We start from the raw sequence: 24,388 nt of genomic DNA on the forward strand, positions 1-24,388 counted from the left end.
GCTCAGGATTCCCGTTCCCCGGACGCGGTGTGCGCTGAACGGAACGAGGGTGCCGTCTGCTCGTAGCCGGCGGCCTCGAGCGCGGCGGCGACCTGTCGCCGCGCCGCGATCCCGAGCTTCGGGTACACCCGGTACAGGTGCGTGCTGACGGTCCGGTGCGACAGGTACACCGCGTCCGCGATCTCCTTGTTGGTCAGCCCCTGCGCCGCCAGGCCCGCGACCTGCAGCTCCTGCGGGGTGAGCGGCTCCGCGGTCGCCCCCACCGCCGTGGACGCGGCGTTCCGACCGCCCGCCGCGCGGAGCTCGCTCGCTGCGCGGTCGGCGAAGGCGCGTGCGCCGGCCGTCGTGAACTCGCCGTGTGCCAGTTCCAGCTGTTCCCGGGCCTCCGACACGTGCCGGCCGCGTCGGAGCCACTCCCCGAAGAGCAGACGGGTCCGCGCGGTCTCCAGGCGCGACTCGCTGAGCTGCCCGAGCTCGATCGCCTTCTCGAACAGCGGCCGCGCTCCGGCATGGGGCGCGACGAGCGCACGGCTCCGGGTGGCGAGGGACGACAGGTAGGGCGACCGGTACGCCCGAGCGGCTCGCTCGGCCTCGGCGATGTCGTCGAGCACCGTCTCCGGTCGTCCGGCCCGGACGGCGGCCTCGACCCGGTCCCCGATCGCCCACAGCGCGCGCGTCGGGTGCAGGGTGACCTGCGCGAGCTCGAGGAGGGCGTTCCGGTGGTCACCGGCGACGAGCGCGGCGACCCCCGCCGCCCACCGCGCGTCGGCGCCGGTCATCGACAACGGCGTCGCACGGCTCAGGCGGACGCTGCGCTCGATGTCCGCGCGCGCACCGGCCGGGTCCCCGAGCAGCACCCGGGCCCGCGCGGCGGTCGCCGCCGCCATGCTCGCCATGAGCGGTTGTGAGGTGTCCCCCGCGAGCCGCTCGGCGTACTCGGCGTCGGCGAGCCCCTCGCGGAGTCGGCCGGCGAGCAGGAGCACCCCCGCCCGGCCCCGGAGCGCCTGCGTGAGCTCCGCCGCCTGGCCCAGTTCGTGACACCGTTCGACGCACAGTTCCCACGCCGTCAGGGCGGTTTCGAGGTCCTGCAGCGACTCGGCGGCGATCGCCAGGGAGATGAGTTCGATCGGCGAGCGGACGAGCTTCGGGACGATGCTCGGCAACTGTTCGCGCAGCGGTGCGACGTCGCCCAGCGGCGCCAGGACCGCCAGTGCCACCGGCTTCATCGGACTCGTCGACGGCGTCTCCACGATCTGTCGGGACAGGTCGTCCCAGGTGTCCCTCGGCTGGTTCCGCCCGCGCGCGATGACCGCGGCGCCCCACAGGATCTTCATCCGGTCCTCGGTCCGCTCGCCCACGGGGAGACGTTCCAGCACCGCGGCGACCTCTGCGCGCGACAGGGCGACGGCCCCGGCAGTGAGGCTGAGGAGGACCTTCGTGAACGTGACCTCGGCGAGGACGTGCGCGTCGATCTCGGACAGGTCCAGCCCGCGCAGGAGCTCGACCGCGGCGTCCGTCAGACCACCCTCGCGGGCCGTCTCGGCGGCGAGCGCGATCCTCCGGCCGCGCTCGTTCGTCCCCGGGGAGAGCGTCGCCGCCCGGGAGAACGCCTCGGTCGACTCCGCGTGGGCCCCACGCTCGCGGGCGAGCTGCGCGACCCGTTCCAGTTCGGACGCGAGCACCTCGTCCCGACGCAGCGCGGCGGCCGCGCGGTGCCACACGGCCCGGTGCGACCCGCTCGTCGCCGCCGCGAGCGCGAGGTGGCAGTCCACCCACTCCCGCAGCGTCGCGGCGCTCTGCACGGCGGACTGGAGGAGCGGGTGCCGGAAGCGCAGCGCGTCCGCCACCACGGTGACCAGGCCGCGTTCCTCGAGCGGACGGAGGTCGTCGACCGACAGGTCGAGGCGGCCGGCGGCGTCCATCACGTCGTGCAGTCCGGCGCCGTCGGCGGCCGCGGCGAGGACGAGCAGGCGTCGGCTGGGCTCGGGCACGGAGGCGAGCTGGTCGAGGAAGGCCCGCTCGAGCCGACGGGTGGTGGGCACGCGCGACGAGATCGCCGTGCGGTCGGCGCCCTGCTCGTGCAGCGCGATCGGGAGTTCCCGGAGCGCGAGCGGGTTGCCCTCGGACGCCCGGAGCACCCGGGCTCGGGACGCATCCGACAGGTCGGGCGCGTGCCGGTCGAGCACGAGCCGTGCCGACTCGGGGTCGAGCGGTCCCAACGGGATCCGCTCGACGCTCGACGGTGCGCGGAACTCGACGTCGCCACCGCTCCGGAGGGTGCCGACGAGGAGCACGTGGGCGCTCCCGAGCCGCGCGACGACGAACATCAGGGCATCGACGGTGGACCTGTCCAGCCACTGGAGGTCCTCGACGGCGACGAGCAGGGGGCGGTGCGCGGCGGCCTCCTCGAGGAGTCCGAGGGTCGCGAGCCCGACGACGAGCCGGTCGGGTGCCGGGCCCTCCTCGAGGGAGAAGGCGATCCGGAGCGCCGCGCGCTGCCGTGGCGGGAGTTGGTCCGCGAACGGCACGAGCGTGTGCAGCAGCTCGTGCAGGCCGCCGTGGCCGACCGGCGCCGACCCCTGCGTGCCCGTGCACCGCACGACGCGGAAGCCGGCGTCGGCAGCCGAGCGGACGGTCTCCTCGAGGAGGCTCGTCTTGCCGATCCCCGCTTCGCCCTCGACGATCACCGCGCGACCGGTGGCCTGCGCCCCGTCGAGGGCGGCGGCGAGGAGCGCGAGCTCGCGGTGACGACCGAGGAGCGTGGGTTGCTCCGCGGGCTCGGGCGTGGCCATGGCAGCAATGTAGCGCGACAGGTGTCGGGGCGGGAACGGCGGGGACCACCGTCACGTGACGGATGCACCGCCGGCGGACGGCACGCCACGGTGGACGCACTGCCGACAGCACCGGCACCGGCATCGGCACCGGCACCGGCACCGGAGGAGGAGCACCCATGCACGCCATCGTCGTCACGGAGTACGGAGACCCGCAGGTCCTGCAGTGGCAGGAGGTCGCGGACCCCGAACCGGGACCGGGACAGATCCGCATCGCCGTGCGGGCAGCGGGCGTCGGCCCCACGGACCTCCACATCCGCGCCGGTCACCTGCAGGGTCCGTTCCCGCTCCCCACGCCCGGCATCCTCGGCTTCGAGGCCGCCGGGACCGTCGACGCGCTCGGCGACGGTGTCACCGGCGTGCAGGTCGGCGACGACGTCGCCGTGCTGCTCCCGCAGCTCGGCGGGTACGCCGAGCTCGTCGTCGCCGACACCTGGGTGGCCAAGCCCGCGACCGTCGACTGGGCCTCCGCCGCCGCCTTCCCGGCGTCCGCCGAAGCGGCGGTCGCCGCGCTGCGGCAGCTCGGCGTCTCGTCCGGCGAGACCCTCCTGCTCTTCGGCGGTGGCGGGTCGGTCGGCTCGATCGCCATCCAGCTCGCCGTCGCCGGTGGGACGACCGTCCTCGCCGTCGGTCGCGAGCACTCCCGCGCCGTGGTCGAAGGCCTCGGCGCCACCTTCATCCCCGCGGACGGCTCCCTCACCGACGCCGTCCTCGCGGTGACCGACCACGTCGACGCCGTCCTCGACGCCGTCGGCGCGGTGGACCTCAGCGAAGCCGTCGAGCTCGCCGGGGGGCCCGCGCGCGTCGTCACCCTCACCGGTGCCGGTGCGAAGAACGGCGTCGAGTTGCTGCACTCCGGCCCCGACCGGGCGCCGGGAGCACTCGACGAGACGATGCCGCTCCTCGCCGAGGGACGCCTGCAGCTGCGGTCGCGCACGACCTTCCCGCTCCAGGACGCGGCGGCCGCCCACGCGGCGCTGGAGGCCCCAGGGGCCCACGACAAGATCGTGCTCCTGCGCGACTGACGACCGGACCCGCTCGACGCGGTCGCCGCCAGCCAGATCGGAGGCACCGGTCCCAGAGCAACCGTGATCGGGTTGAATGACCGGAGTGGTCGGACGTCCGGCCCGACCACGGTGGATCCACCCCGACCTCCCGCCGGGAGTCGGGGAGCAGAGCGCCCTCAGCACGAGGGCAGATCAACCACGGAGGTACACGATGGCGTTCGTCACCACGAGCGATGGCACGGAGATCTACTACAAGGACTGGGGGCCGCGCGACGCGCAGCCCATCGTGTTCCACCACGGATGGCCGCTCTCCGCGGACGACTGGGACGCGCAGATGCTGTTCTTCCTCGCCAACGGCTACCGCGTGATCGCACACGACCGGCGCGGTCACGGCCGCTCGTCCCAGGTCGGGACCGGGCACGACATGGACCACTACGCGAGCGACACCGACGCGCTGGTGCAGCACCTCGACCTGCACGACGCGATCCACATCGGCCACTCCACCGGTGGCGGCCAGGCCGCGCGCTACGTCGCGCAGTACGGCGAACCGCAGGGCCGGGTCGCGAAGATCGTCCTGGTGGCCGCCGTGCCGCCGCTCATGGTCCAGACCGAGGGCAACCCGGACGGCACCCCGATCTCGGTGTTCGACGGCTTCCGGGAAGCACTCGCCGCCAACCGCGCCGAGTTCTTCCAGGCGGTCGCGTCCGGCCCGTTCTACGGCTACAACCGGGACGGCGTGGACGTGTCCGAACCCGTGGTCGCGAACTGGTGGCGCCAGGGCATGACGGGCAGCGCGCTGGCCCACTACGAGGGCATCAAGGCGTTCTCGGAGACCGACCAGACCGAGGACCTCAAGGCCATCTCCGTCCCGGCCCTCGTGCTGCAGGGCGACGACGACCAGGTCGTCCCGTACAAGGACGCGTCACTGAAGCAGGCCGAGTTGCTCAGCGACTCCACCCTCAAGATCTACGAGGGGTACCCGCACGGCATGCTGACGACCCACGCGGACGTCATCAACCCGGACATCCTCGCCTTCATCAAGCAGTAGCCCGGCCGCAACAGAGGAGCCCACCGGCGGTGTCGGTGGGCTCCTCCGTGGTCTCCGGTGGCAGGACCTGGATTGCCGCAGTAGATTGTTCAACAACCCGGCGACGACAGGACTCCCCCGTGACGACGATCGACCTCAACAGCGACCTCGGCGAGGGCTACGGCGCCTGGACGATGGGCGACGACTCCGCGATGCTCGACGTCGTCTCCAGTGCGAACATCGCCTGCGGCTTCCATGCCGGCGACCCCACGATCATGCTCGCGACCTGCCGGGCCGCGGCCGACCGGGGCGTCGCCGTCGGCGCCCACGTCGCGTACCGCGACCTCGCCGGCTTCGGCCGCCGTCCGGTCTCCGTCGCCCCGGACGAACTCCACGCCGACGTCGTCCACCAGCTCGGCGCGATGCTCGCCACCGCGCACGTCGCGGCCACTCGAGTCACCTACGTCAAGCCGCACGGCGCGCTCTACAACACCGCGTGCGCCGACCCCGTCCAGGCCGAGGCCGTCACCCGTGCGATCGCCGACGTCGACCCGTCCCTGGCGGTGCTCGCACTGCCCGGCTCGGAACTCCTGCGGGCCGCCGAGCGCCACGGGCTCCGCGCCGTCAGCGAGGCGTTCGCGGACCGCGCCTACGAACCCGACGGATCCCTCGTCGCGCGCAGCCGTCCCGGTTCGGTCCTGCACGACGCGGACGAGGTCGCCACCCGCGTCCTCCGCATGGTCACCGACGGGGTCGCGACCGCCGTCGACGGCTCTGACGTCCAGGTCCGTGCCGACTCGGTCTGCGTGCACGGCGACTCCCCGTCCGCCGTCGCGATGGCACGTGCGATCCGCACGCTGCTGAGCGCGCAGGGCATCACGATCGCGCCGTTCGCGCCGGCCGCACCATCCGTGCCGTGATGCCCGACGTACGCGCGGCCGGCGGTGCTGCACTCCTGGCCACGTTCGGCTCGCTCGACGAGGTCGTCGCGTTCCGCAACGGCCTCCCCGTCCACGGCATCCCGGGAGTGACCGAAGTCGTCTCCGGCGCCCGGACCCTGCTGATCCGCTACGACCCGTCCCGCACGGACGCTGCACGCCTCCGGGCGGCGCTCGCAGCCGTGGTCCCGGTCCCCTCCTCCGGCGTCCGCGTCGCTGACGATCCGGTGGTCATCCCCGTCACCTACGACGGCGACGACCTCGACGACGTCGCGTCCTCCACCGGCATGTCCCGCGAGCAGCTCGTCGCCTGGCACACGGGTCAGGTCTGGACGAGCGCCTTCTGCGGTTTCGCCCCGGGCTTCAGCTACCTGACCGGCGCGACGACGTCGCTCGACCTCCCCCGCCGCACGACGTCGCGCACCGCCGTCCCCGCCGGCGCCGTCGCGCTCGCCGGCGAGTTCAGCGCCGTCTACCCGCGCACCTCCCCCGGCGGCTGGCAGCTCATCGGCCGCACCGACGTCGCGATGTGGTCGTTGGACCGAGACCCACCTGCGCTGGCTCCGGCGGGCACCCGGATCCGCTTCGTGGAGGCCGACGCATGAGCACACTCACCGTCGTGCACGTGGGGTTCGGTGCAACGACGCAGGACCTCGGTCGGCCCGGTCTCAGCGACATGGGACTGGGAGCGGCCGGTCCCGCCGACCGGGCATCCGCCAGCCTCGCCAACCGCATGGTCGGCAACCGGCCCGGAGCAGCCGTCCTGGAGGCGCTGCTCGGCTCCGTCACGCTCCGCTCGGACTCCCATGTGGTCGCCGCCGTCACCGGGGCCGGCTGCCCGGTCGAGGTCGAGCACGCGGACGGGCGGGTCCGCGGCCGAGCCGCGTACGAGGTCATCCTGCTCGCCCCCGGCGACACCCTCCGCATCGGTGTCCCGCTGACACGGCTCCGCGCCTACATCGCAGTCCGTGGCGGGTTCGACGTCGAACCCGTGCTCGGCAGCCGCGCACGGGACTCCCTCGCACGACTCGGTCCGGACCCCGTCGCGGCCGGCGACGTGCTCCCGGTCGGCGCAGCCGCCGACGCCTGGCCGATCGTCGACGCGGTCCCACCGTCGCTCGAGCCGTGGCCGTGGGAACCCGTCGTCCTCGACGCGACCCCCGGCCCCCGTGACGACTGGTTCACCCCGGAGTGGCGCGCGACCCTGACCCGTCAGGAGCACCACGTCAGCTCCGACAGCGACCGGGTCGGCGTGCGCACGTCGGCCGCGGAGCCACTCGTCCGCGCCATCACGCACGAACTCCCGAGCGAGGGTGTGGAGACCGGCTCGGTGCAGGTCCCGCCGGACGGCTTCCCCGTGCTGTTCCTCGCCGACCACCCGGTCACCGGCGGCTACCCCGTCGTCGCGGTGCTGACCCCTGCCTCCGTCGACCGTGCCGCCCAACTCCGCCCCGGGGACGTGTTCCGCTTCCGCATCACCCCCTGACGAACCGGACGGTCGCCGTCGCCGGCGCCGGCGCCGCCTCAGCAGGCGTGTTCGCGTGCCTCCATCGCGTCCCAGGCGAAACTCGCGAGCCAGTGCGTGGAGTAGTACTCCTCGCCGACACTCGCTTCGAGACCGGATGCGAGGAGACGGTCGGCCGCCGCCGCGAGGAGCCCGGCGAGCTCGGAGCTGCCCGCGTCGTCCAGGGCGTCCACGATCCGCCGCGCGGAGCCGGCACGGGAGAGGTCGAGGCCGAAGAGGTGCACCTGCTGCGGGTCGTTCTCGTCGACGACCACGGTGGAGCTGAGGATCGAGTCGCCGGAGCGGACCTCGGCGAAGAAGCCGCGCGCCCACGGCCCGAACTCCGCCGCCGGCAGCACCGCGCGCATCAGGTCGGCTTCGGCGAGGCCGGCCGACAGGAAGTCGTGCCCGCTGCGCTCCCACGCGAAGGGCCATGCGGCGTCGTCACCGAACCAGTCACGCGCGGAGCGTTCGATCGTCGCGACGAGGTCGTCCCTGCCGAGGGTCCGAGCACCGTCGAGCACGAGGAGCAGCCCGAACGCCGAGTTCGAGTGCACCCCGTGCCGCACCGGGTACGCGGCGCCCGAGACCCAGCGGCTGACGAGGTCCTCGAGCACCTCGATGACGGGGACGAACCCGGGCGCGAGTGCCCGGATCGCCGGGACCTCCGACGTGGAGACCTCGGCCGCGAGTCGCATCAGCCAGGCCCACCCGTAGGGGCGCTCGTAGTGCGGGGTCCGTCGGAGGTAGGCCGCCTCGGTCGCGAGGTGATCCGCGCTGAGGTGGGCTTCCAGGACCGGGACGAGCCGCGCCTCCAGACCGGGCGTCAGCCCGAACGCGACCAGCCGTGCCGCGAGCCAGTGCATGTGGACCGACGAGTGCCAGTCGTAGGACGTCGCGAAGGCCGGGTGGAGCTCGACCGGCAGTGCCCGGTCCTCCGGGCCCGTCGTCGCGTGCTGCGCCGCGTACGGGTACTCGCGCGTGATGTTGTCGGCGGCGACGGCGGCGAAACGATCGGCCCAGGCGGCGCGTGCGAGATCAGAATGCGACAAGGTACATGACTCCCATGTTGACGACGAGCAGGATGGCGGCGGTCGGGATCTGCGCCTTGATCGGACCGTACTTGTCGCGCATCTCCAGGAGCGCGGCCGGCACGAGGTTGAAGTTCGCGGCCATCGGCGTGACCAACGTGCCGCAGAAGCCGGCGAGCATCCCGATGGCGAACACCGCGGCGGGGTTGCCGTCGAAGCCCTGGACCAGGACCGGCCAGCCGATCGCGGCGGTCATGATCGGGAACGCAGCGAACGCGTTCCCCATGATGATGGTGAACAGCGCCATGCCGAGGCAGTACACGACGACCGCGGCGATGAGCGAGCCGCTGGGCAGGATCGACTTGATGATCGTCCCGACGGCGTCACCCACACCGGCCTGGGTGAAGACGATGCCGAGCGTCGAGAGCATCTGGGGAAGGAGCGCTGCCCATCCGATGGCCTGGAGGAGCCGACCCCCTTCGCGGATGGGGGTGGCGATCTTCGGCGGACGCAGGATGAACACGGCGACGACCACAGCGAGGACCGAGCCGATGCCGAGGCCGGTCAGGGTCGCGCTGCCCTCGGCCAGGAGCGGCTGGCCGCCGACCGAGACGAGCGGACCGAGGGTCGCGACGAGCACGGCCACCACCGGGACGACGAGCGCCGGGACGAAGAGCCGGTTGCCGAAGCGGGAGGCGAGCGTCGCGCGCTCGTCGGGGGTGGTGGTCGCGAGGACGCTGGTGCTGGCGCCTCCGGTACTCGGTCGCGTCGTCACACCGGTCGGCGCGCCGGGGCCGGTCTCCGAACCGGTTCCGGCGCCCGGGATGCTCGCGACACGGGTCCGGCTGGGAGCGCCGTTGCGCGCCGTCGTCCCGGTGAACCCGAGTCCGGCGAGTGCCACCATCACCAGGACTGCGACGCCGAGTACCCACGCCGGAGCGGTCTGTGCGGCGACGAACGTGCCGTAGAAGAAGGAGAGGCCGAGGATGCCCCAGAACGCCGCGTTGCCGAGGCGCTTCGCGTGGGTCGTGTCCGTCACGATGAGGACTGCGACGGCGATGAAGAAGGCGCCGATGAGCCAGTAGAGCCATTCGCTGGTGATCATGCGGGGGCTCCTGTGGTGGCGGGCTCGCGGACGTCCGCGGCCATCTTGTCCAGCTTGCGGTCGAACAGCAGCAGCCGTGTCCCGTGGACCAGCAGCGCGGCGACACCGGTCGGGATCGCCCAGAGTGCGAGGTCGATCGGTTCGAGCGCCAGGTTGTACGTCGAGTCGACGAAGGTCGTGATCAGGAGGATCGAGCCGACCGCGACGAAGACGTCCTCACCGAAGAACACCCCGACGGTGTCCGACGACGCCGAGAACCCCTTGATCTTCTCCCGCATCCGATCGTCGAGGCGGCCGTACTTCTTGATGGCTGCGCCCTCTGCCATCGGGTAGACCAGCGGACGCACGGTCTGTGCCGGCCCGCCGATGCTCGTGAGGCCGACCGCCGCCGTGATCTGCCGCACCGCGAGGTACGCCGCCAGGATCCGACCCGTGGTGAGCCGGTCGAGCTTCGCGATGAGCCGCTTCGCCTGGTCCTGCAGACCGTAGCGTTCGATCAGGCCGATGACCGGCAGCACCAGGGCGAAGGTCGTGACGGACCGACTCGAGGCGAAACCGTTGCCGAAGGCTTCGAGGATGCCGACGGGACCGATCCCGCCGATGGCCGCGGTGACGATGCCCGCGACGGTGACGACGAGGAGCGCGTTGACGCGCAGTGCGAAGCCGACGATGACGACGGCGACGCCGATGAGGACGAACATGCGGGACAGTCTGGACTGCATTGTTCAACAATCACAAGGCCTCCGGCGCATCTGTAACACGGCGGTCACACGCGATGCCGTGCACGAGGTCGTCTGGCAGCCGTGTGAGGATCGGGGTATGACCCGAACCGTCGGCGGCGCCGAGTCCACCGCGACGCGACTGCGCACGATGATCGCCGCCGGCGACTTCACACCCGGCGCCCAACTGTCCGAGGAGCGACTGAGCGAACAGCTCGGAGTGTCCCGGAACACCCTGCGCGAGGCCTTCCGCCTGCTCGCGCGGGACCGACTCGTCGAGCACCTGTTCAATCGCGGGGTCTTCGTGCGGCGGCTGACGTCGGCGGACGTGGCGGACCTCTACGCGGCACGAAGGGTGCTCGAGGAGGCCGCCGTACGGGCGTGCACACCCGCTTCGCCGGCACTCGCGGCCGCAGCTGCCGCCGTCGCGTCCGCACGGGATGCCGTCAGCGCCGGCAACTGGCGAGCGGTCGGAACGGCGGACATCCGGTTCCACTCCGAGCTCGTTCGCGCCGTACCGAGCGAACGGATCTGGGGACTCATGGACGGGATGCTCGCCGAGATGCGCCTGGCGTTCCTCACGGCCGAGGACCCAGCGGCGTTCCACGCGCAGTTCGTGGACCGGAACGAGGCGATCGTCGAAGCGCTGCGCGCCGGTGATCCCGCGACTGCGTCGGAACTGCTCACTGGCTATCTGGACGACGCGGAGCGGACCCTTCTGGCCGCCGCGGCGGACGCGCGCCAGGACTGACCGATCGCTCGGGTCGCAGGGGCAAGCCGGATGCCGTCGCCGAGGCTGGTCCTCGATCCCGCTACGACGCGCGCAAGCCGTCGACGACGAGGTCGAGCAGGTGCGGCACCCGGTCCGCGGCGGACGAACCGATCTGCCAGAGGAACGCGACGAGCGCCAGCAGATCAGGTGGCGCAACGTCCGGGCGGAGTACCCGCGCCCGCACCCCGGCATCCAGCAGGAGCCCGATGGCCGCGATGATCTCGTCGTACTGCTCGTCGTGGAGCTGCTGGCGCGTCACGGCGTCGAGCACCTCGGTGAGCGCGTGCTTCTGGTACCCGAAGGCCGCGAGTCCATCGAGCCACGACCGCAGCGCCGCGCCCTGGTCGGGCCCCGTTGCCAGCGCACGTGCGGACGCGATCAGCGCCTGGAAGTCGTCACGGTAGACCTCGGCGAGCAGCGCCTCCCGGCTCGGGAAGTGTCGGTAGATCGTGCCCTGGCCGACTCCGGCGAGTCGCGCCAGCGACTGCATCGTCGCGCTGGGGTCGGCCGACAACGCGGCGCGCGCGACGTCGACCAGATGCGCACGGTTGCGCGCGGCATCGGCGCGGCGAGGTGATTGCGAAACGGACATGTGTCCGGTAGCCTCCTCGACGAAACGGACGGGTGTCCGTTCCACTCTACCGAAGGGAGCCACCATGGAGGGGATCCAGGGCAAGGTCGTCGCGATCACCGGCGCATCGAGCGGCATCGGCGAGGCGACGGCACGGCACCTCGCCGCTCGGGGCGCGAAGGTCGTCCTCGGCGCGCGGCGCGTCGAACGGCTCGGGTCCGTCGTCCGGGAGATCACCGAGGACGGCGGCTCGGCCATCGCCGTCGAGACCGACGTGCGCAACCGGGATGCTCTCCGTGCGCTGGTCGCGGCCGCCCGGACACGGTTCGGCCGCCTCGACGTCCTGCACCAGAATGCCGGGTCCATGGCGGTCTCTCCGTTCGATACCCTCGACGTCGACGGGTGGCAGCAGATGGTCGACGTGAACCTGGTCGGCGTCCTCAACGGGATCGCGGCCGCCCTCCCGGTGTTCCGCGAGCAAGGATCCGGGCACTTCGTCCACACGGCGTCGACGTCCGCACACCGCATCGTCCCGGCACAGGGCGTGTACGCGGCGACGAAGACCGCGGTACGCGTGCTCAGCGAAGCCCTCCGGCAGGAGGCCGGTGCGGACCTGCGCGTCACCGTCGTGTCACCCGGCTTCACGGCGACGGAGGGTGTCACCAAGACGAACGATCCCGAACAGCGCGCCGCACTCCGAGCGCAGATGGACGCGATCGCCATGCCGGCGGAGGCAGTGGCGGCTGCCGTGGCGTACGCGATCTCCCAGCCGGCAGGCATCGACGTCGGCGAAGTGATCATCCGCCCGACCGTGCAGAGCTGAAGCCGCACCACGAGGAAGCTGCTCGGGCCGCGCACGGCGCGCGCTCTCGTCGCGCTTCTGCCACGATCGACGCATGCCCCTCGACGGAGTGCCCCTGGAACGTCTCGGATTCCTGACGATCGGGTCGTTCGACCCGGCCCGACCGTCCGAGGGGCACGAGGACACGCTCCGGGTGATCGAGCGCGCCGAGTCCCTCGGTCTCGACAGCGCGTGGTTGCGCCACCGACACCTGCAGCACGGCATCTCCTCCCCCGTCGCCCTGATGGCCGCCGCGTCGCAGCGGACCTCGCGGATCGCGCTCGGCACCGCCGTCACGCCGATCGGCGCGGAGAACCCGTTCCGACTGGCAGAGGACCTCGGCACCGTCGACGTGCTCCTGCACGGCCGGCTCAACCCCGGGTTCTCCGCCGGCGTCCCGATGCACTACGACCTCTACCGCGACGCGCTCTACCCGGGCACCGCGGAACAGGAGGACCTCGGGAACGATCGTCTGCTCCGGTTCCGTGACCTCGTGCGCGGTGACCCGGTCACCGACACTGTCGAGCGTCGTGGGATCGAGGAGTTCGCGCGCACCGTCCAACCGCACAGCCCTGGCCTCGTGGACCGGATCTGGTACGGCGCCGGCAGCACCCGGTCGGCCGTGTGGGCGGGCGAGAACGGCTTCCACCTGCTCACGTCGAGCGTGACCCGCAGCGAGGTCGGCACGGACTTCGCCGCGAACCAGCGGGCCCAAATCGACGCCTACCTCGACGCCCACCCGGACCGCGGTGCCGCTCGTGTCTCGCAGGGCCTGGTCGTGATCCCGACCGACAGTGCTACCCGGGAGCAGGAGGAGCGCTACCGCGCCTACGTCGACGCCCGCTCGGGTCGGGTCGGCGTGCCGATGGGGCCCGCGGGGATGCTGTTCGCCGCCGACCTCGTCGGGACCTCGGTGGAGATCGCGGACCGGCTGCGCGCCGACGCCGGGTACCAGGCCGCCACCGAGGTCGCGTTCGCGCTGCCGTTCTCCTTCGAGCCGGACGACTACGCGCAGATCATCACGGACATCGCCGAGCGCCTCGGTCCGGAGCTCGGGTGGGCGCCGGCGGGCGGGGCGGCCTGATCAGCCCCCGCGGCGGCCGCACCCTCGAACACGAAGAAGCCCCGACAGGACCGAGGTCCGTCGGGGCTTCCGTGGTCGGGCTGACAGGATTTGAACCTGCGACCCCTTGACCCCCAGGCTAGAAAGGCCCATCCGAGCCCGTCCAGGTTCGTCCAGTCCGATTGGATGCGCTAGTCACGAAACTCCTGGTCAAACGAAATACCGCGGCCACTATCATCCAGAGGCGTCCACGGACAACGGATCGCGTCGATTCCCTCGGGTTGGCGTACCGGTTGGCGTACTCAGAACGCCCCGTCGAGGGCTAGCGCGGCCTCCCGCTTGACGTCGGGAGCCAGCGCGCCGTACACGTCGCCGGTGATCGCGACGGACGAGTGCCCTAGATGATCGGAGACGGCCTTCAAGCTCTCGCCTTTGCCCAGCATGATGCTTGCCGCCGTGTGCCGCAGAGTGTGCACCTTTACCCCGTCGAGGCCAGCGCGCTTCGCTGCCTCCCCGACGGCGCGGAGTACGTTCCGGGGGTCGAGCGGCGTGCCCGTTGGCGTGGTGAACACGAAGCTGCCACCCGCCCAGAGGTCCGCGTGCGCGCGGTGCTCGCTCGCCTGAGCTGCCTGCACCTCGCGCAGGAGCGCAACGGCACGAGGTCCGATCGAGATAGTCCGTCGACTACGGTCCGTCTTCGGCTCCGTGACCGCCAGCACGCCGCCCACGCGCCCCAGCGTGCCGCGCACGCGGACGGTACCGCTGTCGAGGTCAACGTCGGGCCAACACAGCGCTAGCGCCTCGCCGCGGCGCAGCCCCGTCCGCACGAGGATTTCCAGGATCGGCGCATATCGCGGTGTCGCGCGCCGCGCCGCCTCCAGCAATCGCGTCGTCTCATCGGGGGTGAGGAACCGCTCTTCGCTCGACTTGACGCGCGGTCGCGCCACGGTCGCCACGATGTTGCGCGCCGCGAGGCCGTCACGGACTGCCGTGTCGAAGACAGCCCGTAGCACCGTGTACGCCTGACGGCGGGTCGAGTCCGACACGGCCTCGCCATCGCGCCGCACTAGGGCAGCGAGCCACCGCTCGACGTCAGTCGGCTTCGCGCGCTCGAAGGACAGCGCACCCAACGGCGAATCGATCACGTAAGCCTCCAGGAGCGTCGTATACGTCGCCCGCGTGCTCTCCTTACGCGGGGACACCGCGAGGGTCGAGCCACACCACTGCCGCGCGTACTCGCCAACAGTCAGAGTCGAGTCACGCGCTGGCTGCCCGGCTTCTACGCGGGCGCGCTTCTCCTTGCTCTTCCTGACAGCTTCCGCCCGGGTTGCGCCGTAGCTCGATACCCGCTTTTGCCTGCCGGTGCTGGCGTCCACGTAGGAGAACCGCGCCTCCCACTTGCCGTCCAGTCGGCGGCTGACACTGCCCTCACCGTTGCCACGCTTCGTCATGGGGTCATTTTAGGTCAAGGGGTCATCACTAGACAGCGCTGGATGATCCTGGGCCATCGTGGAAGCCGCGGGCGATTGCCGAGCATGAACACGGCACCCCTACTGCTCACCATCCCCGACGCCGCCCGGCAGCTCGCCCTATCGCGGGCACGGCTGTACGAACTCATCGCGGATGGGACGGTCCCGAGCGTCAAGATTGGTGGGGCGCGACGTATTCGGGCACGCGACCTCGCCGCCTACGTTGATGGCCTAGCCAGCGACGGAGCCCCGGGGCGCGGGTGACACGGGTGCAAGTGACAGAAGTGACGGAAAAAGGTGTATCTCTCTATCTCTCTTAAAGACCTCCTCCTCTTTAAGAGAGATAGGTAGTGACGTCTTTTTCGCGCACTTATGTCACTCGACCCCTCTCCCGTGCCTCCGCGCCGCCTCCCGGGCCGCGGGGGCGATTAACAGATGTAAGGGAAACACCTTCCCCACCGTCTGACCGAGAGGCCCGCATGCCCCAGCACCACACGCTGACGTGCGCCCGATGCGGGCGTGCATTCGCTGCCACCCGCGCCGACGCTCGAACGTGCTCGACCGCCTGCCGCGTCGCTATGTCGGCCAAGCGTCGGAACGACGCCATTGATGCCCTCATCGCTGAGCTGGCACCGCTCTCGCAGGCCCTCACTGTCGCGACACAGCGCGGCGACGCCGCAGGAGTGCTCGACGCCGCCAGCGCGCTCCGAGAGCGGTTGTCGCTCGATGATGCCCCGCGACTGCTCGACTCGACGCTGCACGGCCTGCTCATCGCGGCCGCCTCCGGCGTCGTCGCCAACCACTCCGAGTAGCACCGCCCAACACACGCCCGGTCCCGCTGCACCGGCCGTGCGCTTTCGCGCGCCCGCGCACTCACCGCAGCCCGAGCGTCGGCAGGCCCGACGCAGACAGGAACACAGCACCCATGTCCGAAGCTCTGAACGCCAACGCCCGGATGCAGGCCATCCGCGACGCAGCACGCGCCAAGGCAGCCGCCGAGGTAGACCGCATCGTCGGTCGCGACCGCTCTGCCCTCGACGCAGCCGAGGTCGCAGTGCAGGCCGCGAACGAGGGCGTCGTCGCCGCCCGCGCGCACCGCAACTCGCTTGCCTCACCGTCGAACGCCCAGGAACGCCGCCGAGGTGTGCTCGTCGACGACTGGGAGTCCGCTCGCGATGACGTGCGCGCTGCCGAGGCCAAGTGGACGCGCGCCGCAGCGGACCACACCAACGCGTTCCGCGCGTTCGAAGACGCACAGCGCCGCGTATCCGCCGAAGCCAAAGCCGCTGCATCCGACGCCCTCGACGCCCACCTCGACGCGCTGCCCGAGGCGATGACCGCAGCAGTCGAACACCTTGAAGCAATCCGAGCCCTGGCACCGGTCGCCGCTCGCCCGCTCACATCGCTCGTCGGCGGCGACCCGATCGCCGCAGTCGATCACCTCGTACCCGCCATCGCCGACGCCATGCGCCGCGCGCAGCGTGAGCGCGCCGCGTTCGCTCGCGACGCGGTCGCCCACGCCGAGCACGTCGGCCCGCAGGCCGCTCCTCCCGCCGCCCGCGGGGTTGACCTCGACGCCATCAACACACAGCTCGCCGCTCGCAAGTAAGGACCGCCATCTTGCCTACCGCAGACCATGCCCGCGCCATCGCTAACGCTGTCCTGGCGAACACCTCGCCGGACACGGACACCCCGTTCGCCGCGCTCAGCTACGGCGTTCAACAGTCCATCGCCGCCGAGGCCGACCGGCAGGGCGTCACGCCCGAAGCGCTGTACTCCGTGCAGCTTGCCGCCCTGACCAAGCACCAGACCGCAGAGCGGTCCCGCATCGCCAGTGCCCAGACCATCGCCGCGGCGATCCGCGAGGCGCGCCGGTGACGCACACACCCGACCGCCCGTCGTATCCGGTGGTCGTAACCCAGTACCCGCGGCCGAAGCCCCACCCGCTGACCGCCGATGAGTGGGACCGGTGAATCCCGACGAGCGGCGACGGATGGACCACTACGACCGGTCCGTGCGCCGCCGGATGTCCCACGCTGCCTACATCCCCGCGACAGGGCAGACACCCACCATCACGATCCACCAACACCCCGAGAAAGTCACCACGAATGACTAATGCCGCCCGCCACCGATCCGACAGCCGATTGGCGGAGGCCACCCTCGCGACCGCCAGCCTCAACCCCGACATCCTGCCGCCGATGGATCGCGAGACACCGGCCGAGCGTGCCGCGCGTGCCGCCCGTTACGTCGTCCAGGGCATCCGGGTCTACGACGCACGGAGAAGCCGCATGTTCGTCCCGGCAGCGTGGAACGAGGGCGCGCGTCCCGTCCTACCTATGCCCGAGGTATGCACGCTGCCGGCACATCCGATCCCCGCACACCGCAAGTGCGCAAGCCGGTGGTGCGACGCGCTCGTCCTCAACACGTCCCCGCGGCTGTGCACCGCCTGCCGCGCCTGATCCGGAAGCCGCAACGCAGTAGCGCCGGCTGACGTTCAACGCCGTCGTTGTGCCCCGGGCAGGTTCAGCATGAGGAACGTTCCGAAGATGAGCGCGACGAGCACGACAGCGCCGATGCTCGCCGACAGCGTCAGGATATAGCGGTCGTGCGCTACTTCGTAGGCCGCGGTGGTGCTGTTAGAGACGAGCTTCGATGCCAGGTATGCCCTATTGGCATCAGCTACCTCCTGCTCAGCAGCAGTGACGCGCCCCACAGCGAACGAATACCCAGGTTCCGGCGCCGCAGTCGGCGGCAGCGGCTCACCCGCGGCAATAGCTCCAACCCACACAGCGGCGGGAGTCGGAATGCTCCCGTCGTTTAGACCATCGGTGAGCGCCTGCCGGGCAACATCAGCACCTGTCTTTGCGTTCTTCAGGTCCGTTGCTGCTGAACGAGCCGACGCCGTCGCCCTGCCCGCCGCACCGGCAAGGTCGTTGACGCCGAGATAGGCCGGCACACTTACGGCCGCACCGGCCACGACGACGAGCAGCAGAACGATGCCCCAGAAGAGGACAACCGGCGCCAGGCGCCGACCGCGGCGACGACGACGTGGACGGATCAGGGCGTCATCACTCACACGTTGAGCATAATGAATCCGAGGCGTTCTCAGCGCTCTGGCAAGCTTCACGGGAGTGAGCAACTCGGATTGATCGCGACGGTGACGCGCGGAGCCGACCGGCCGTCGCGTGGTGGCTGCATCACGAAACGGGACGATCGATCAGCACGCATTCGTAACGAGCAACCGAGTGTTCGTGCCTCCAACCTCGCCGAGGTGAACCGAGCCGAAGTGTCGTCGACCGGCTCGGACTCCTCCGCCACCCCCGCGCGCGGATCGGCTTGGCATAGCGCCTGACTGTGCGCCTCGTGAGCCCCCTGGTTCTTAGAGGCCCATCAGCACAGTACCGGCCTCTCATCGGGCATTTTGCCACTCGCGAGGCCCCGCAGTCGGGTGCAGAAACCGCGACCCAGAGCACCACTCGTCGCCGTCTCTCGCGCCGTCCCTCACCCCCGAACGGAAAGCCATGACCTCCGACCTCTACGTGCCACTGGCCTCGCCGGACGACGACGCGGCTCCGGCGCTCCCGCGCCACTGGAGCGCCGAGGCCAAGCGCGTCCACGCCCGCATCCTCGCCGAGCGCCCCGCCATCGCCGGTGCCGACCTGTCGTCGCTCCACCAGGCGTGCACGATGATCGCGACCGCCGACCGATATGACCGGACGATCCGAGCCGATGGCTCGACGGTCCTCGGCTCGACCGGCCAGCTCGTCGCTCATCCTCTCGTCTCCGAGGTCCGTCAGCTCCGGACCGCCGCGGCGTCGATCCTCGATCGACTGTCACCGGTGCAATCTCGCGCCGAGAGACGACAGCAGGCGGGCCTCAACCGCACCGGCCGGGCCACCCGATGATCGCAGTAGACGTCCCCACGCTGCCCCGTGTCGGCCCCCTGCCTCGGCTCCGGCTCCGCGCCCTGCCGACGACGCTCGACGCTGCCGCCGCGGTCGCCGTCGCCTATGCAGACGACGTGCGCACCGACTCCGGCCCGACGCGCGCCGAGGTCGCCGACATCGCCATGCGCGCACTGCTCCACAACGCCGGACCGGCTCAGGCTGGCCCCTCCCCGCTGGCGTTCTCCGACCTGCGCGCTCTCATGGCGCGTGAGGGGAGCGCCGACGATTACCTCCGCGCGGCACTCGCCCGCTAACCCCCATCCCAGAGCCCCGACCGCACGCCCGCGGCCGGGGCTCTGTTATGCCCGAATGGCCCACATGCCCGACTACTCAACCCCGCTCTACTGGCGCGGTCACCAGTTCCTCATCGAACGCGGCAACCTCGCCCGTGCCATCCGTCGCGCCGACCGCGGCGCTACGGCCTCCGAGTTTCTTGGCGCTGCGCTGCTCGACCGTGACGCCGCGTTGCTATTCGGCAACCGTCCATCAATGGACGAGCTGTCCGAGCTGGCAGCCGTGCTCTACGACGACGCCCTCGACGCGCTGCCGCACGACGTCGCCGAGCCGGTCGAGCACACACCGCGTGACTGGGCCATGCGCAGGACCGCCGCCCGGCGCGTCGTTCAGTCGTAGTCCAACGCTGAAGGCGCTACACCCGGGAGACCTCCGCGGGGCGCCGTCGCTTGGCTTTGGGGCTCAAAGTCCTGCAATGCCTGGCCGCGAGAGGTGCATGCATCAAGCTCCGCGACGAGCACGGTCGAAGGACACCCGTACCGACCGATTGCGACGAGCAGGCCGCGCTCTACGACGCATTTGCCACCGGGTCAGGACGCCGCTAGCGCGGCATGAAACCCGGAAGCCTCCTTGAACACAGCTCGTCCCGTCGTAAGGGAGTCAATCGATACGGCGGTAGCAGCGAGATGTGCAGCTTCTGTAGCGCGGAGGTCATTAGACAGTGAAGCTTGCTGCTCGACGCCGCCCCGCATCGCTACTCGAATGCTGTTCACATGCTCCGGGGTCAACTCGATCAGGCCGGTGCCGCCGGTAAACAAACGCTCGATCTGGACCTTTCCAAAGCCCTCGCGAAGGAAGTCTGCAAGGTATCGCGGATTGATCACCGCGGGGTCAGTTCGGATGATTGTGACGTGCCCGTCTGCAACGGCTGGCTGATCCAGTTCCCAAACAGCCGCTTTCCCCAGCGTGCCGTCGCCCGTCGAGGCAAGGACCACGTCATTCAGCTGAAGCCGGGCATGAGTCGGAAACTCGTCATAAGGGGCTTTCTCGATCCAGTCAGCTCCGTCCAGGTCGATCGTGCCATACCGAGTAATGCAGCTTCCAGCCTTCACCACGGCCGCGTAGCCATCTTCGGCGTCCACATAAGTCGAGGCCGATGGCGACTTTCCACGACGAGTTTCGATCAAGTTCAACTCCCTGATCGTGCGACCATCGCCGGTATTGAGTTCTTCGATGCTTGCTCGTGTCTCCGGCCGCCAGTACTTAACGTCCCACCGCGACGTTGCGTCCTTCGCGACTTCGGTGGCAGGAACGTCGAAAGCGCGCCAGCCACCGCCGTGTCGCTCTCCGCTTCCAGTGCGAACTCCGGCAACAACCTCGTCAATAAACTTCCGGGTATCAAAGTTCCGGAGCGCTTCGCCCGTGCCCGTGTAGCCCAGAGTTTCAACGTCAGCAAACGTGACCGGGGAGCTGTCGAGCATATCGATGTCGGGCGTCTCACGCTTCTGCAGTACAAGGACGCTTGACCGGACGTTGATCTTGTTCGGGCGGAAGGTCACATCGGGCAGGTGAACGATCGCGCGAATACGCGTCTGCTGCATTACCCAACGCCGCAACGCCGCCCCGGTCTCGGTATTGAGGAGCCCTTCATCGATAACTGTGCAGATCGTGCCGCCAGGCAGGGTGGCTTCGACCATGCGCTGAATGAACAGCTGCTGACCCTTGCCCGTGCCTGAGACGGGATAGAGCGCAGCGTCACTCTTGGAGAGCGCATCACCCTCGACGGTTCCGAAGGGAGGGTTAGTCAGGATGAAGCTGTAGCGCTGCTCGCCCATCGGCCAAATGCTCGCGGTGGGGAGCACAGAGTTCTCGCACTGAATGTTGTTGTGGCCGTCGCCCGCGATGATCATATTCATCTTCGCAGCAGAGGCAACGCCGTCGTTCGCGTCGCTTCCATGAAAGACTTCCTGCATGAGCTTCTTCGCAACCTCGTCGCGCACGGTCTTCGTTATATCCTGTGCGAGATACTTTGTTTCGAGCTGCTGGAGAGACTCGCGCAGGAGGTACACCAAGAACCCACCCGTGCCGCAAGCAGGGTCTGCTACAAGGACCTTTGACGAAGCGAGCAGGCTATTAACGATGGCTTGGCTATTCGCAAGTCCGGCCATCATTTCGACTACTGGACGCGGGGTAAAGTACTGCCCGAGCTTCTTTCCCTTCAGGGTGGCGCGAACGAAGTATTCGAATGCTGTGCCCTTCACATCTACATCACTGTCAGAGAATGAAACCTTCGCCAGCTCTTGCACCAAGTAGGCGAACGTGGCCGGATTCTTCAGGTGGAGATCTTCCGTGAGAACGTCGCCGTATCCTTTGGACTTGATATCCGAAAGCATCTGCAAGATAGCCGACTTCACCTGATCCGCATGACTCGACGGTCGGTCTGCCAGTTCCCAGAATCGGTACGAGTAGGGAAGGCTGAACCCGCCCGCGTCCTCTTTTTCTTCCAGGAGCTTCAGGAAAAGGATCTTCGAGAAGTCCGCGAACGCATGCTCCTCATTCTTCTCGATGTTCCGAATCTTGTTGTGGCAGCGCGCAAATAGGTCGTTGAGCTGCTTGAGCGGTAGCGATGGGCGGAATGGCAAACTCGCATCACCATCCCCCAGCGGCACGTCGATCAAGTCCTTCTTGCGCCTGAGAGCTGCCATGACCTTCGGAAGTTGGTCGCGACTTGGCACCTTGTCGGCCAGCTTGCCGTTCCATCGAAGGGGCTCTCCGTTCGCGGTGTTGAATACGCGCACAACCTGCCCGTTTGTCACCACGACGAACGGAACGTTCAAAGCCTTGCCGTAGTCCAGGGCCTGCTTGGAGTCCTTCGCGTTGAGTGTCTTGCCGCTTCGCTTGGCTTCGAGGACAAACTGCGGCGACGCCTTCCCGGCGGTCACGAGCAGGTCGACGTACCCGTTGGTGTAGCGATCGAGATTGGAGACGGGCGTTTCGAAGTCGATGTCCTGCTCGGGTTCGTAGCCGCGACGTCGCAAGTAGGGGAGGATCCTCTTGATGACCGTCTCGGTCTCCGTGCGCACGCTAGACAGGAGCAGACCCTTTCGCTCGCCCAAATGGTCGTCTGACAGTAACAGGCAAGCGCGCCCGTGGCTGCTGCGGCCCGCCGAGTGGTTCGGAGGGGCTGGACCTGAGCGTCCGGTGCCCGAAGAGCCTTACCCCCAAGCAGTCCAAACTGAGGGGATGACGCGGATCGAGCCCCGTGGCCCCTTGGGAGACTCGGCGGGCTCCTCCGGAGGTCGTTGCGAGCCTCGTGCCGATCTTCAAAGGGTCCACTCCGCTCTCGGAACGGTCACTCCGGCCGCCGTCCGCTCGTTATGTATGAAACTCGGCACCCGCTTGCCGTCCGACTTCGTCATTCCGCGTCACGTCCGACTCTCGACTTCTACCCGCCCAACGCACGCCCGGAGGCCATCGATGCAGTACGAATCAAGCTCAGCACGAGCACACGCCGTCGCGATGCACACCCCGCGCGCTGTTCGCGAAGCTCAGGCCCGCGGCGGCGACCTCTCGTCGCTCAGGCGTGCCCAGCAGTACGGCACGCACCCAGCGGCACCGCGACGCTGGGACCCATTCGTCCCCGGACTCGGGTACGGGTACTAGCGGCTAGGGCTAGTCCGTTCCGTTGTGCAGAGTCACCTGGAGGCCGTACCGTCCTGCCATCCACGAGATAGGACCTCGATGCTGCTGACCGCCACCTACGTCGCCCGAAGCCTTCGGCAGCACCGAGGCCGTCGTCGACGACTGCCTCGACTTTGAGGACATGGGCGGTCTCGTCGCCGCCCGCCTCGACGAGTGGCGGTGGAAGGTAGACCGGACTGCCACGACCGCGACCGGGCTTCGCGTCCCGAAGCAACTGCCTAGCACGAATCGCGACCGAAGCAACGAGCCCCGATCGGCTGCCCCAACCAGTAGCGCACTTCACGTACACCTGGCCCCAGCCCGCACCTCGCGAGCCGGGGCCTTTCGCTATACATCTAGGAGGACATGGCATGCGGCATTGGCCTACATTCGGGCGTTTGCACGGTGGGTATCTCCACGGCAAGGCGCCAGTATCGCTCGATCACTGGCGCGTCACCACCGCATCGCTGGGTACAGCGACCAGCACCGCTGCCCTCTTCGGCGGCCGGCCGCAGATCGTCGACGCCAGCGACGGCACGTGGTCCTACGAGGTCTTCACCGAGGCCGCGAGCATCAACGTGATCGTCGAGACGCCGGACTCCATCGGCACCGAGTTCGTGCTCTGGGGCCGCGACGGCAAGATCGCGATGCGCGGCGACGGCTACACCCTCGACGACGGCTCCGCTGACCCGGACGCCGAGCTCCCGATCGCGGAGCGCAAGGAGCGCGCGAAGAAGGGTCTCGGCACCGCCCCGGAGACCACGGTCTACTTCCGCCTCGCGGATGACCCGGACCTCGGCATCTTCAAGTTCATCCAGCGCGGAGCCTGGAACCTGGAGCGCAACCTCGCTCGTGACGGCTTCTACGACAAGCTCGACAACTCCGACGGCCCCGTCCTCGTCGAGCTGAAGCGTGAGCCGGTGAGCTTCGTCGCCAAGCAGGGCCCGCGCGCCGGCCAGACGGTGAGCTTCACCCAGACGGAGCTGAAGTTCTAGGAGACGTCCGGCTCGACCTCGCGGTATTCGCCAGTCTGTTCGTCTAAGACACGCTCGCGCAAGTCGCGCGGGATCGTCACCCAGGCCGACCGGATCGGCCGGGCCAGGAGCCGCGACGCGCGCACCCGCACGCGTCGGTCACGATCCATCCCAGTGTGTTCGCCGACGCGGACATGCACGTCGATGTTGTGCGCGACGCCTCGACGCAGGTGGACACGCCCGCGAGGAGGCATACCTTCCACGTCGTACCCATCGGTGAGCCCTTCGACCTCGACTCGGAGCCGGACCCGCATGTCGCGGTCCGGCGCGGTGAGCTGAATGTTGTAGCGCTGCTCCAACCCGCCGTTGTAGCTCCGAGTCCCAGGCCGCATGACAATCCGCATGATCGGCTGCACAGTGCTATCCACGTGCAATGACGAACGGCGCACCCACCCAGCAGCTCCCTGCACGACGGGTATGCCGATCGCAGCGACGAACGCCGCCGTCGCGACCATGTCCGAGTACTGCATGCCACCTCCCGTGGGACGTGAGCTTAGATCAGACCACCGACACCCGATGCGATCGCACTGATTGGCGACCGCATTCGAAGTTGACACGCGGGCTGGCGTACTGAATCGGCGTTGGCGTACGGGTTGGCGTAGGCGGCCACTCAG

25 protein-coding genes are annotated in these 24,388 nt (G+C 69.5%); 16 read left to right on the top strand and 9 right to left on the bottom strand.

Annotated elements, in window-relative coordinates:
* Positions 1 to 2: 2 nt before the first annotated feature.
* Complete coding sequence (locus FS825_RS17830; protein ID WP_144715676.1) at positions 3 to 2,792, bottom strand: ATP-binding protein; 2,790 nt, start codon at positions 2,790 to 2,792, stop codon at positions 3 to 5.
* 158 nt (positions 2,793 to 2,950) lie between these two features.
* Here FS825_RS17830 and FS825_RS17835 point away from each other — a divergent pair, with 158 nt between their 5' ends.
* The 5 genes from FS825_RS17835 (at position 2,951) to FS825_RS17855 (ending at position 7,289) form a co-directional block, all read left to right on the top strand.
* A complete protein-coding gene (locus tag FS825_RS17835; protein ID WP_144715678.1) occupies positions 2,951 to 3,856 on the top strand; it encodes a quinone oxidoreductase family protein in 906 nt (301 codons plus the stop codon).
* 193 nt (positions 3,857 to 4,049) lie between these two features.
* Positions 4,050 to 4,886, top strand: coding sequence for an alpha/beta fold hydrolase (locus tag FS825_RS17840; RefSeq protein WP_144715680.1), 837 nt, complete (start codon positions 4,050 to 4,052; stop codon positions 4,884 to 4,886).
* 119 nt (positions 4,887 to 5,005) lie between these two features.
* The gene (locus tag FS825_RS17845) at positions 5,006 to 5,785 is read left to right on the top strand and encodes a LamB/YcsF family protein (protein WP_144715682.1); all 780 of its coding nucleotides are present in this window, start codon (positions 5,006 to 5,008) and stop codon (positions 5,783 to 5,785) included.
* Positions 5,785 to 6,408, top strand: a complete 624-nt coding sequence (locus tag FS825_RS17850) for a 5-oxoprolinase subunit B family protein (protein WP_144715766.1) — start codon at positions 5,785 to 5,787, stop codon at positions 6,406 to 6,408. Before FS825_RS17845 ends, FS825_RS17850 begins: the two co-directional genes overlap by 1 nt.
* Complete coding sequence (locus FS825_RS17855; RefSeq protein WP_144715684.1) at positions 6,405 to 7,289, top strand: 5-oxoprolinase subunit C family protein; 885 nt, start codon at positions 6,405 to 6,407, stop codon at positions 7,287 to 7,289. The genes FS825_RS17850 and FS825_RS17855 overlap by 4 nt, the downstream gene beginning before the upstream one ends.
* 38 nt (positions 7,290 to 7,327) lie before the next feature.
* On the opposite strand, the gene FS825_RS17860 is transcribed toward FS825_RS17855, so the two are convergent.
* The 3 genes from FS825_RS17860 to FS825_RS17870 are packed head-to-tail and all read right to left on the bottom strand — an operon-like array spanning position 7,328 to position 10,165.
* Positions 7,328 to 8,359, bottom strand: coding sequence for a DUF2891 family protein (locus tag FS825_RS17860; RefSeq protein ID WP_144715686.1), 1,032 nt, complete (start codon positions 8,357 to 8,359; stop codon positions 7,328 to 7,330).
* Positions 8,346 to 9,443: a DUF979 domain-containing protein gene (locus tag FS825_RS17865; protein ID WP_144715688.1), complete on the bottom strand. Its 1,098-nt coding sequence runs from the start codon at positions 9,441 to 9,443 to the stop codon at positions 8,346 to 8,348. Before FS825_RS17865 ends, FS825_RS17860 begins: the two co-directional genes overlap by 14 nt.
* A complete protein-coding gene (locus tag FS825_RS17870) occupies positions 9,440 to 10,165 on the bottom strand; it encodes a DUF969 domain-containing protein (protein WP_260981309.1) in 726 nt (241 codons plus the stop codon). The genes FS825_RS17865 and FS825_RS17870 overlap by 4 nt, the downstream gene beginning before the upstream one ends.
* Positions 10,166 to 10,262: 97 nt before the next feature.
* On the opposite strand from FS825_RS17870, the gene FS825_RS17875 reads away from it, so the two are divergent.
* On the top strand, positions 10,263 to 10,913 hold the full coding sequence (locus FS825_RS17875; protein ID WP_144715690.1) for a GntR family transcriptional regulator: 651 nt from the start codon (positions 10,263 to 10,265) through the stop codon (positions 10,911 to 10,913).
* A gap of 61 nt (positions 10,914 to 10,974) precedes the next feature.
* On the opposite strand, the gene FS825_RS17880 is transcribed toward FS825_RS17875, so the two are convergent.
* A complete protein-coding gene (locus FS825_RS17880) occupies positions 10,975 to 11,526 on the bottom strand; it encodes a TetR/AcrR family transcriptional regulator (protein ID WP_144715692.1) in 552 nt (183 codons plus the stop codon).
* A gap of 64 nt (positions 11,527 to 11,590) precedes the next feature.
* Here FS825_RS17880 and FS825_RS17885 point away from each other — a divergent pair, with 64 nt between their 5' ends.
* Together FS825_RS17885 and FS825_RS17890 are read left to right on the top strand one after the other, a co-directional pair.
* Positions 11,591 to 12,328 (top strand): SDR family oxidoreductase, encoded by a 738-nt coding sequence (locus FS825_RS17885; protein ID WP_144715694.1) that lies wholly within the window; start codon positions 11,591 to 11,593, stop codon positions 12,326 to 12,328.
* A gap of 73 nt (positions 12,329 to 12,401) precedes the next feature.
* Entirely contained in the window at positions 12,402 to 13,430 is a 1,029-nt protein-coding gene (locus FS825_RS17890) for an LLM class flavin-dependent oxidoreductase (protein ID WP_144715696.1), read from the top strand.
* A 281-nt stretch (positions 13,431 to 13,711) separates the two neighbouring features.
* Here the strand turns inward: FS825_RS17890 and FS825_RS17895 are convergent, their stop codons facing one another.
* A complete protein-coding gene (locus FS825_RS17895; RefSeq protein ID WP_144715698.1) occupies positions 13,712 to 14,860 on the bottom strand; it encodes a tyrosine-type recombinase/integrase in 1,149 nt (382 codons plus the stop codon).
* A gap of 84 nt (positions 14,861 to 14,944) precedes the next feature.
* Between FS825_RS17895 and FS825_RS19090 the strand changes: the two genes are divergently transcribed.
* The 4 genes from FS825_RS19090 to FS825_RS17915 all read left to right on the top strand — a co-directional run bounded on the left by FS825_RS19090 (position 14,945) and on the right by FS825_RS17915 (position 16,756).
* Entirely contained in the window at positions 14,945 to 15,142 is a 198-nt protein-coding gene (locus FS825_RS19090; protein WP_144715700.1) for a helix-turn-helix domain-containing protein, read from the top strand.
* A gap of 314 nt (positions 15,143 to 15,456) precedes the next feature.
* Positions 15,457 to 15,690: a hypothetical protein gene (locus tag FS825_RS17905; protein ID WP_144715702.1), complete on the top strand. Its 234-nt coding sequence runs from the start codon at positions 15,457 to 15,459 to the stop codon at positions 15,688 to 15,690.
* A 113-nt stretch (positions 15,691 to 15,803) separates the two neighbouring features.
* On the top strand, positions 15,804 to 16,487 hold the full coding sequence (locus FS825_RS17910; protein WP_144715704.1) for a hypothetical protein: 684 nt from the start codon (positions 15,804 to 15,806) through the stop codon (positions 16,485 to 16,487).
* A gap of 11 nt (positions 16,488 to 16,498) precedes the next feature.
* Positions 16,499 to 16,756, top strand: a complete 258-nt coding sequence (locus FS825_RS17915; RefSeq protein WP_144715706.1) for a hypothetical protein — start codon at positions 16,499 to 16,501, stop codon at positions 16,754 to 16,756.
* Between the two features lie 616 nt (positions 16,757 to 17,372).
* On the opposite strand, the gene FS825_RS17920 is transcribed toward FS825_RS17915, so the two are convergent.
* On the bottom strand, positions 17,373 to 17,954 hold the full coding sequence (locus FS825_RS17920; protein ID WP_144715708.1) for a hypothetical protein: 582 nt from the start codon (positions 17,952 to 17,954) through the stop codon (positions 17,373 to 17,375).
* 445 nt (positions 17,955 to 18,399) lie between these two features.
* On the opposite strand from FS825_RS17920, the gene FS825_RS17925 reads away from it, so the two are divergent.
* From FS825_RS17925 to FS825_RS17935, 3 genes are all read left to right on the top strand, one after another.
* The gene (locus tag FS825_RS17925; protein WP_144715710.1) at positions 18,400 to 18,783 is read left to right on the top strand and encodes a P27 family phage terminase small subunit; all 384 of its coding nucleotides are present in this window, start codon (positions 18,400 to 18,402) and stop codon (positions 18,781 to 18,783) included.
* On the top strand, positions 18,780 to 19,079 hold the full coding sequence (locus FS825_RS17930) for a hypothetical protein (protein ID WP_144715712.1): 300 nt from the start codon (positions 18,780 to 18,782) through the stop codon (positions 19,077 to 19,079). The genes FS825_RS17925 and FS825_RS17930 overlap by 4 nt, the downstream gene beginning before the upstream one ends.
* A 64-nt stretch (positions 19,080 to 19,143) precedes the next feature.
* On the top strand, positions 19,144 to 19,458 hold the full coding sequence (locus FS825_RS17935) for a hypothetical protein (protein ID WP_144715714.1): 315 nt from the start codon (positions 19,144 to 19,146) through the stop codon (positions 19,456 to 19,458).
* A gap of 191 nt (positions 19,459 to 19,649) precedes the next feature.
* On the opposite strand, the gene FS825_RS17940 is transcribed toward FS825_RS17935, so the two are convergent.
* Positions 19,650 to 22,142: an N-6 DNA methylase gene (locus tag FS825_RS17940; protein WP_222126965.1), complete on the bottom strand. Its 2,493-nt coding sequence runs from the start codon at positions 22,140 to 22,142 to the stop codon at positions 19,650 to 19,652.
* Between the two features lie 996 nt (positions 22,143 to 23,138).
* Between FS825_RS17940 and FS825_RS17945 the strand changes: the two genes are divergently transcribed.
* Complete coding sequence (locus FS825_RS17945) at positions 23,139 to 23,735, top strand: recombination directionality factor (protein ID WP_144715716.1); 597 nt, start codon at positions 23,139 to 23,141, stop codon at positions 23,733 to 23,735.
* Here the strand turns inward: FS825_RS17945 and FS825_RS17950 are convergent.
* Positions 23,732 to 24,244: a hypothetical protein gene (locus FS825_RS17950; RefSeq protein WP_144715718.1), complete on the bottom strand. Its 513-nt coding sequence runs from the start codon at positions 24,242 to 24,244 to the stop codon at positions 23,732 to 23,734. The genes FS825_RS17945 and FS825_RS17950 overlap by 4 nt on opposite strands.
* Between the last annotated feature and the right edge of the window lie 144 nt (positions 24,245 to 24,388).

Origin of the sequence: Curtobacterium pusillum, assembly GCF_007680845.1 — a bacterium.
Lineage (GTDB): Bacteria > Actinomycetota > Actinomycetes > Actinomycetales > Microbacteriaceae > Curtobacterium > Curtobacterium pusillum_B.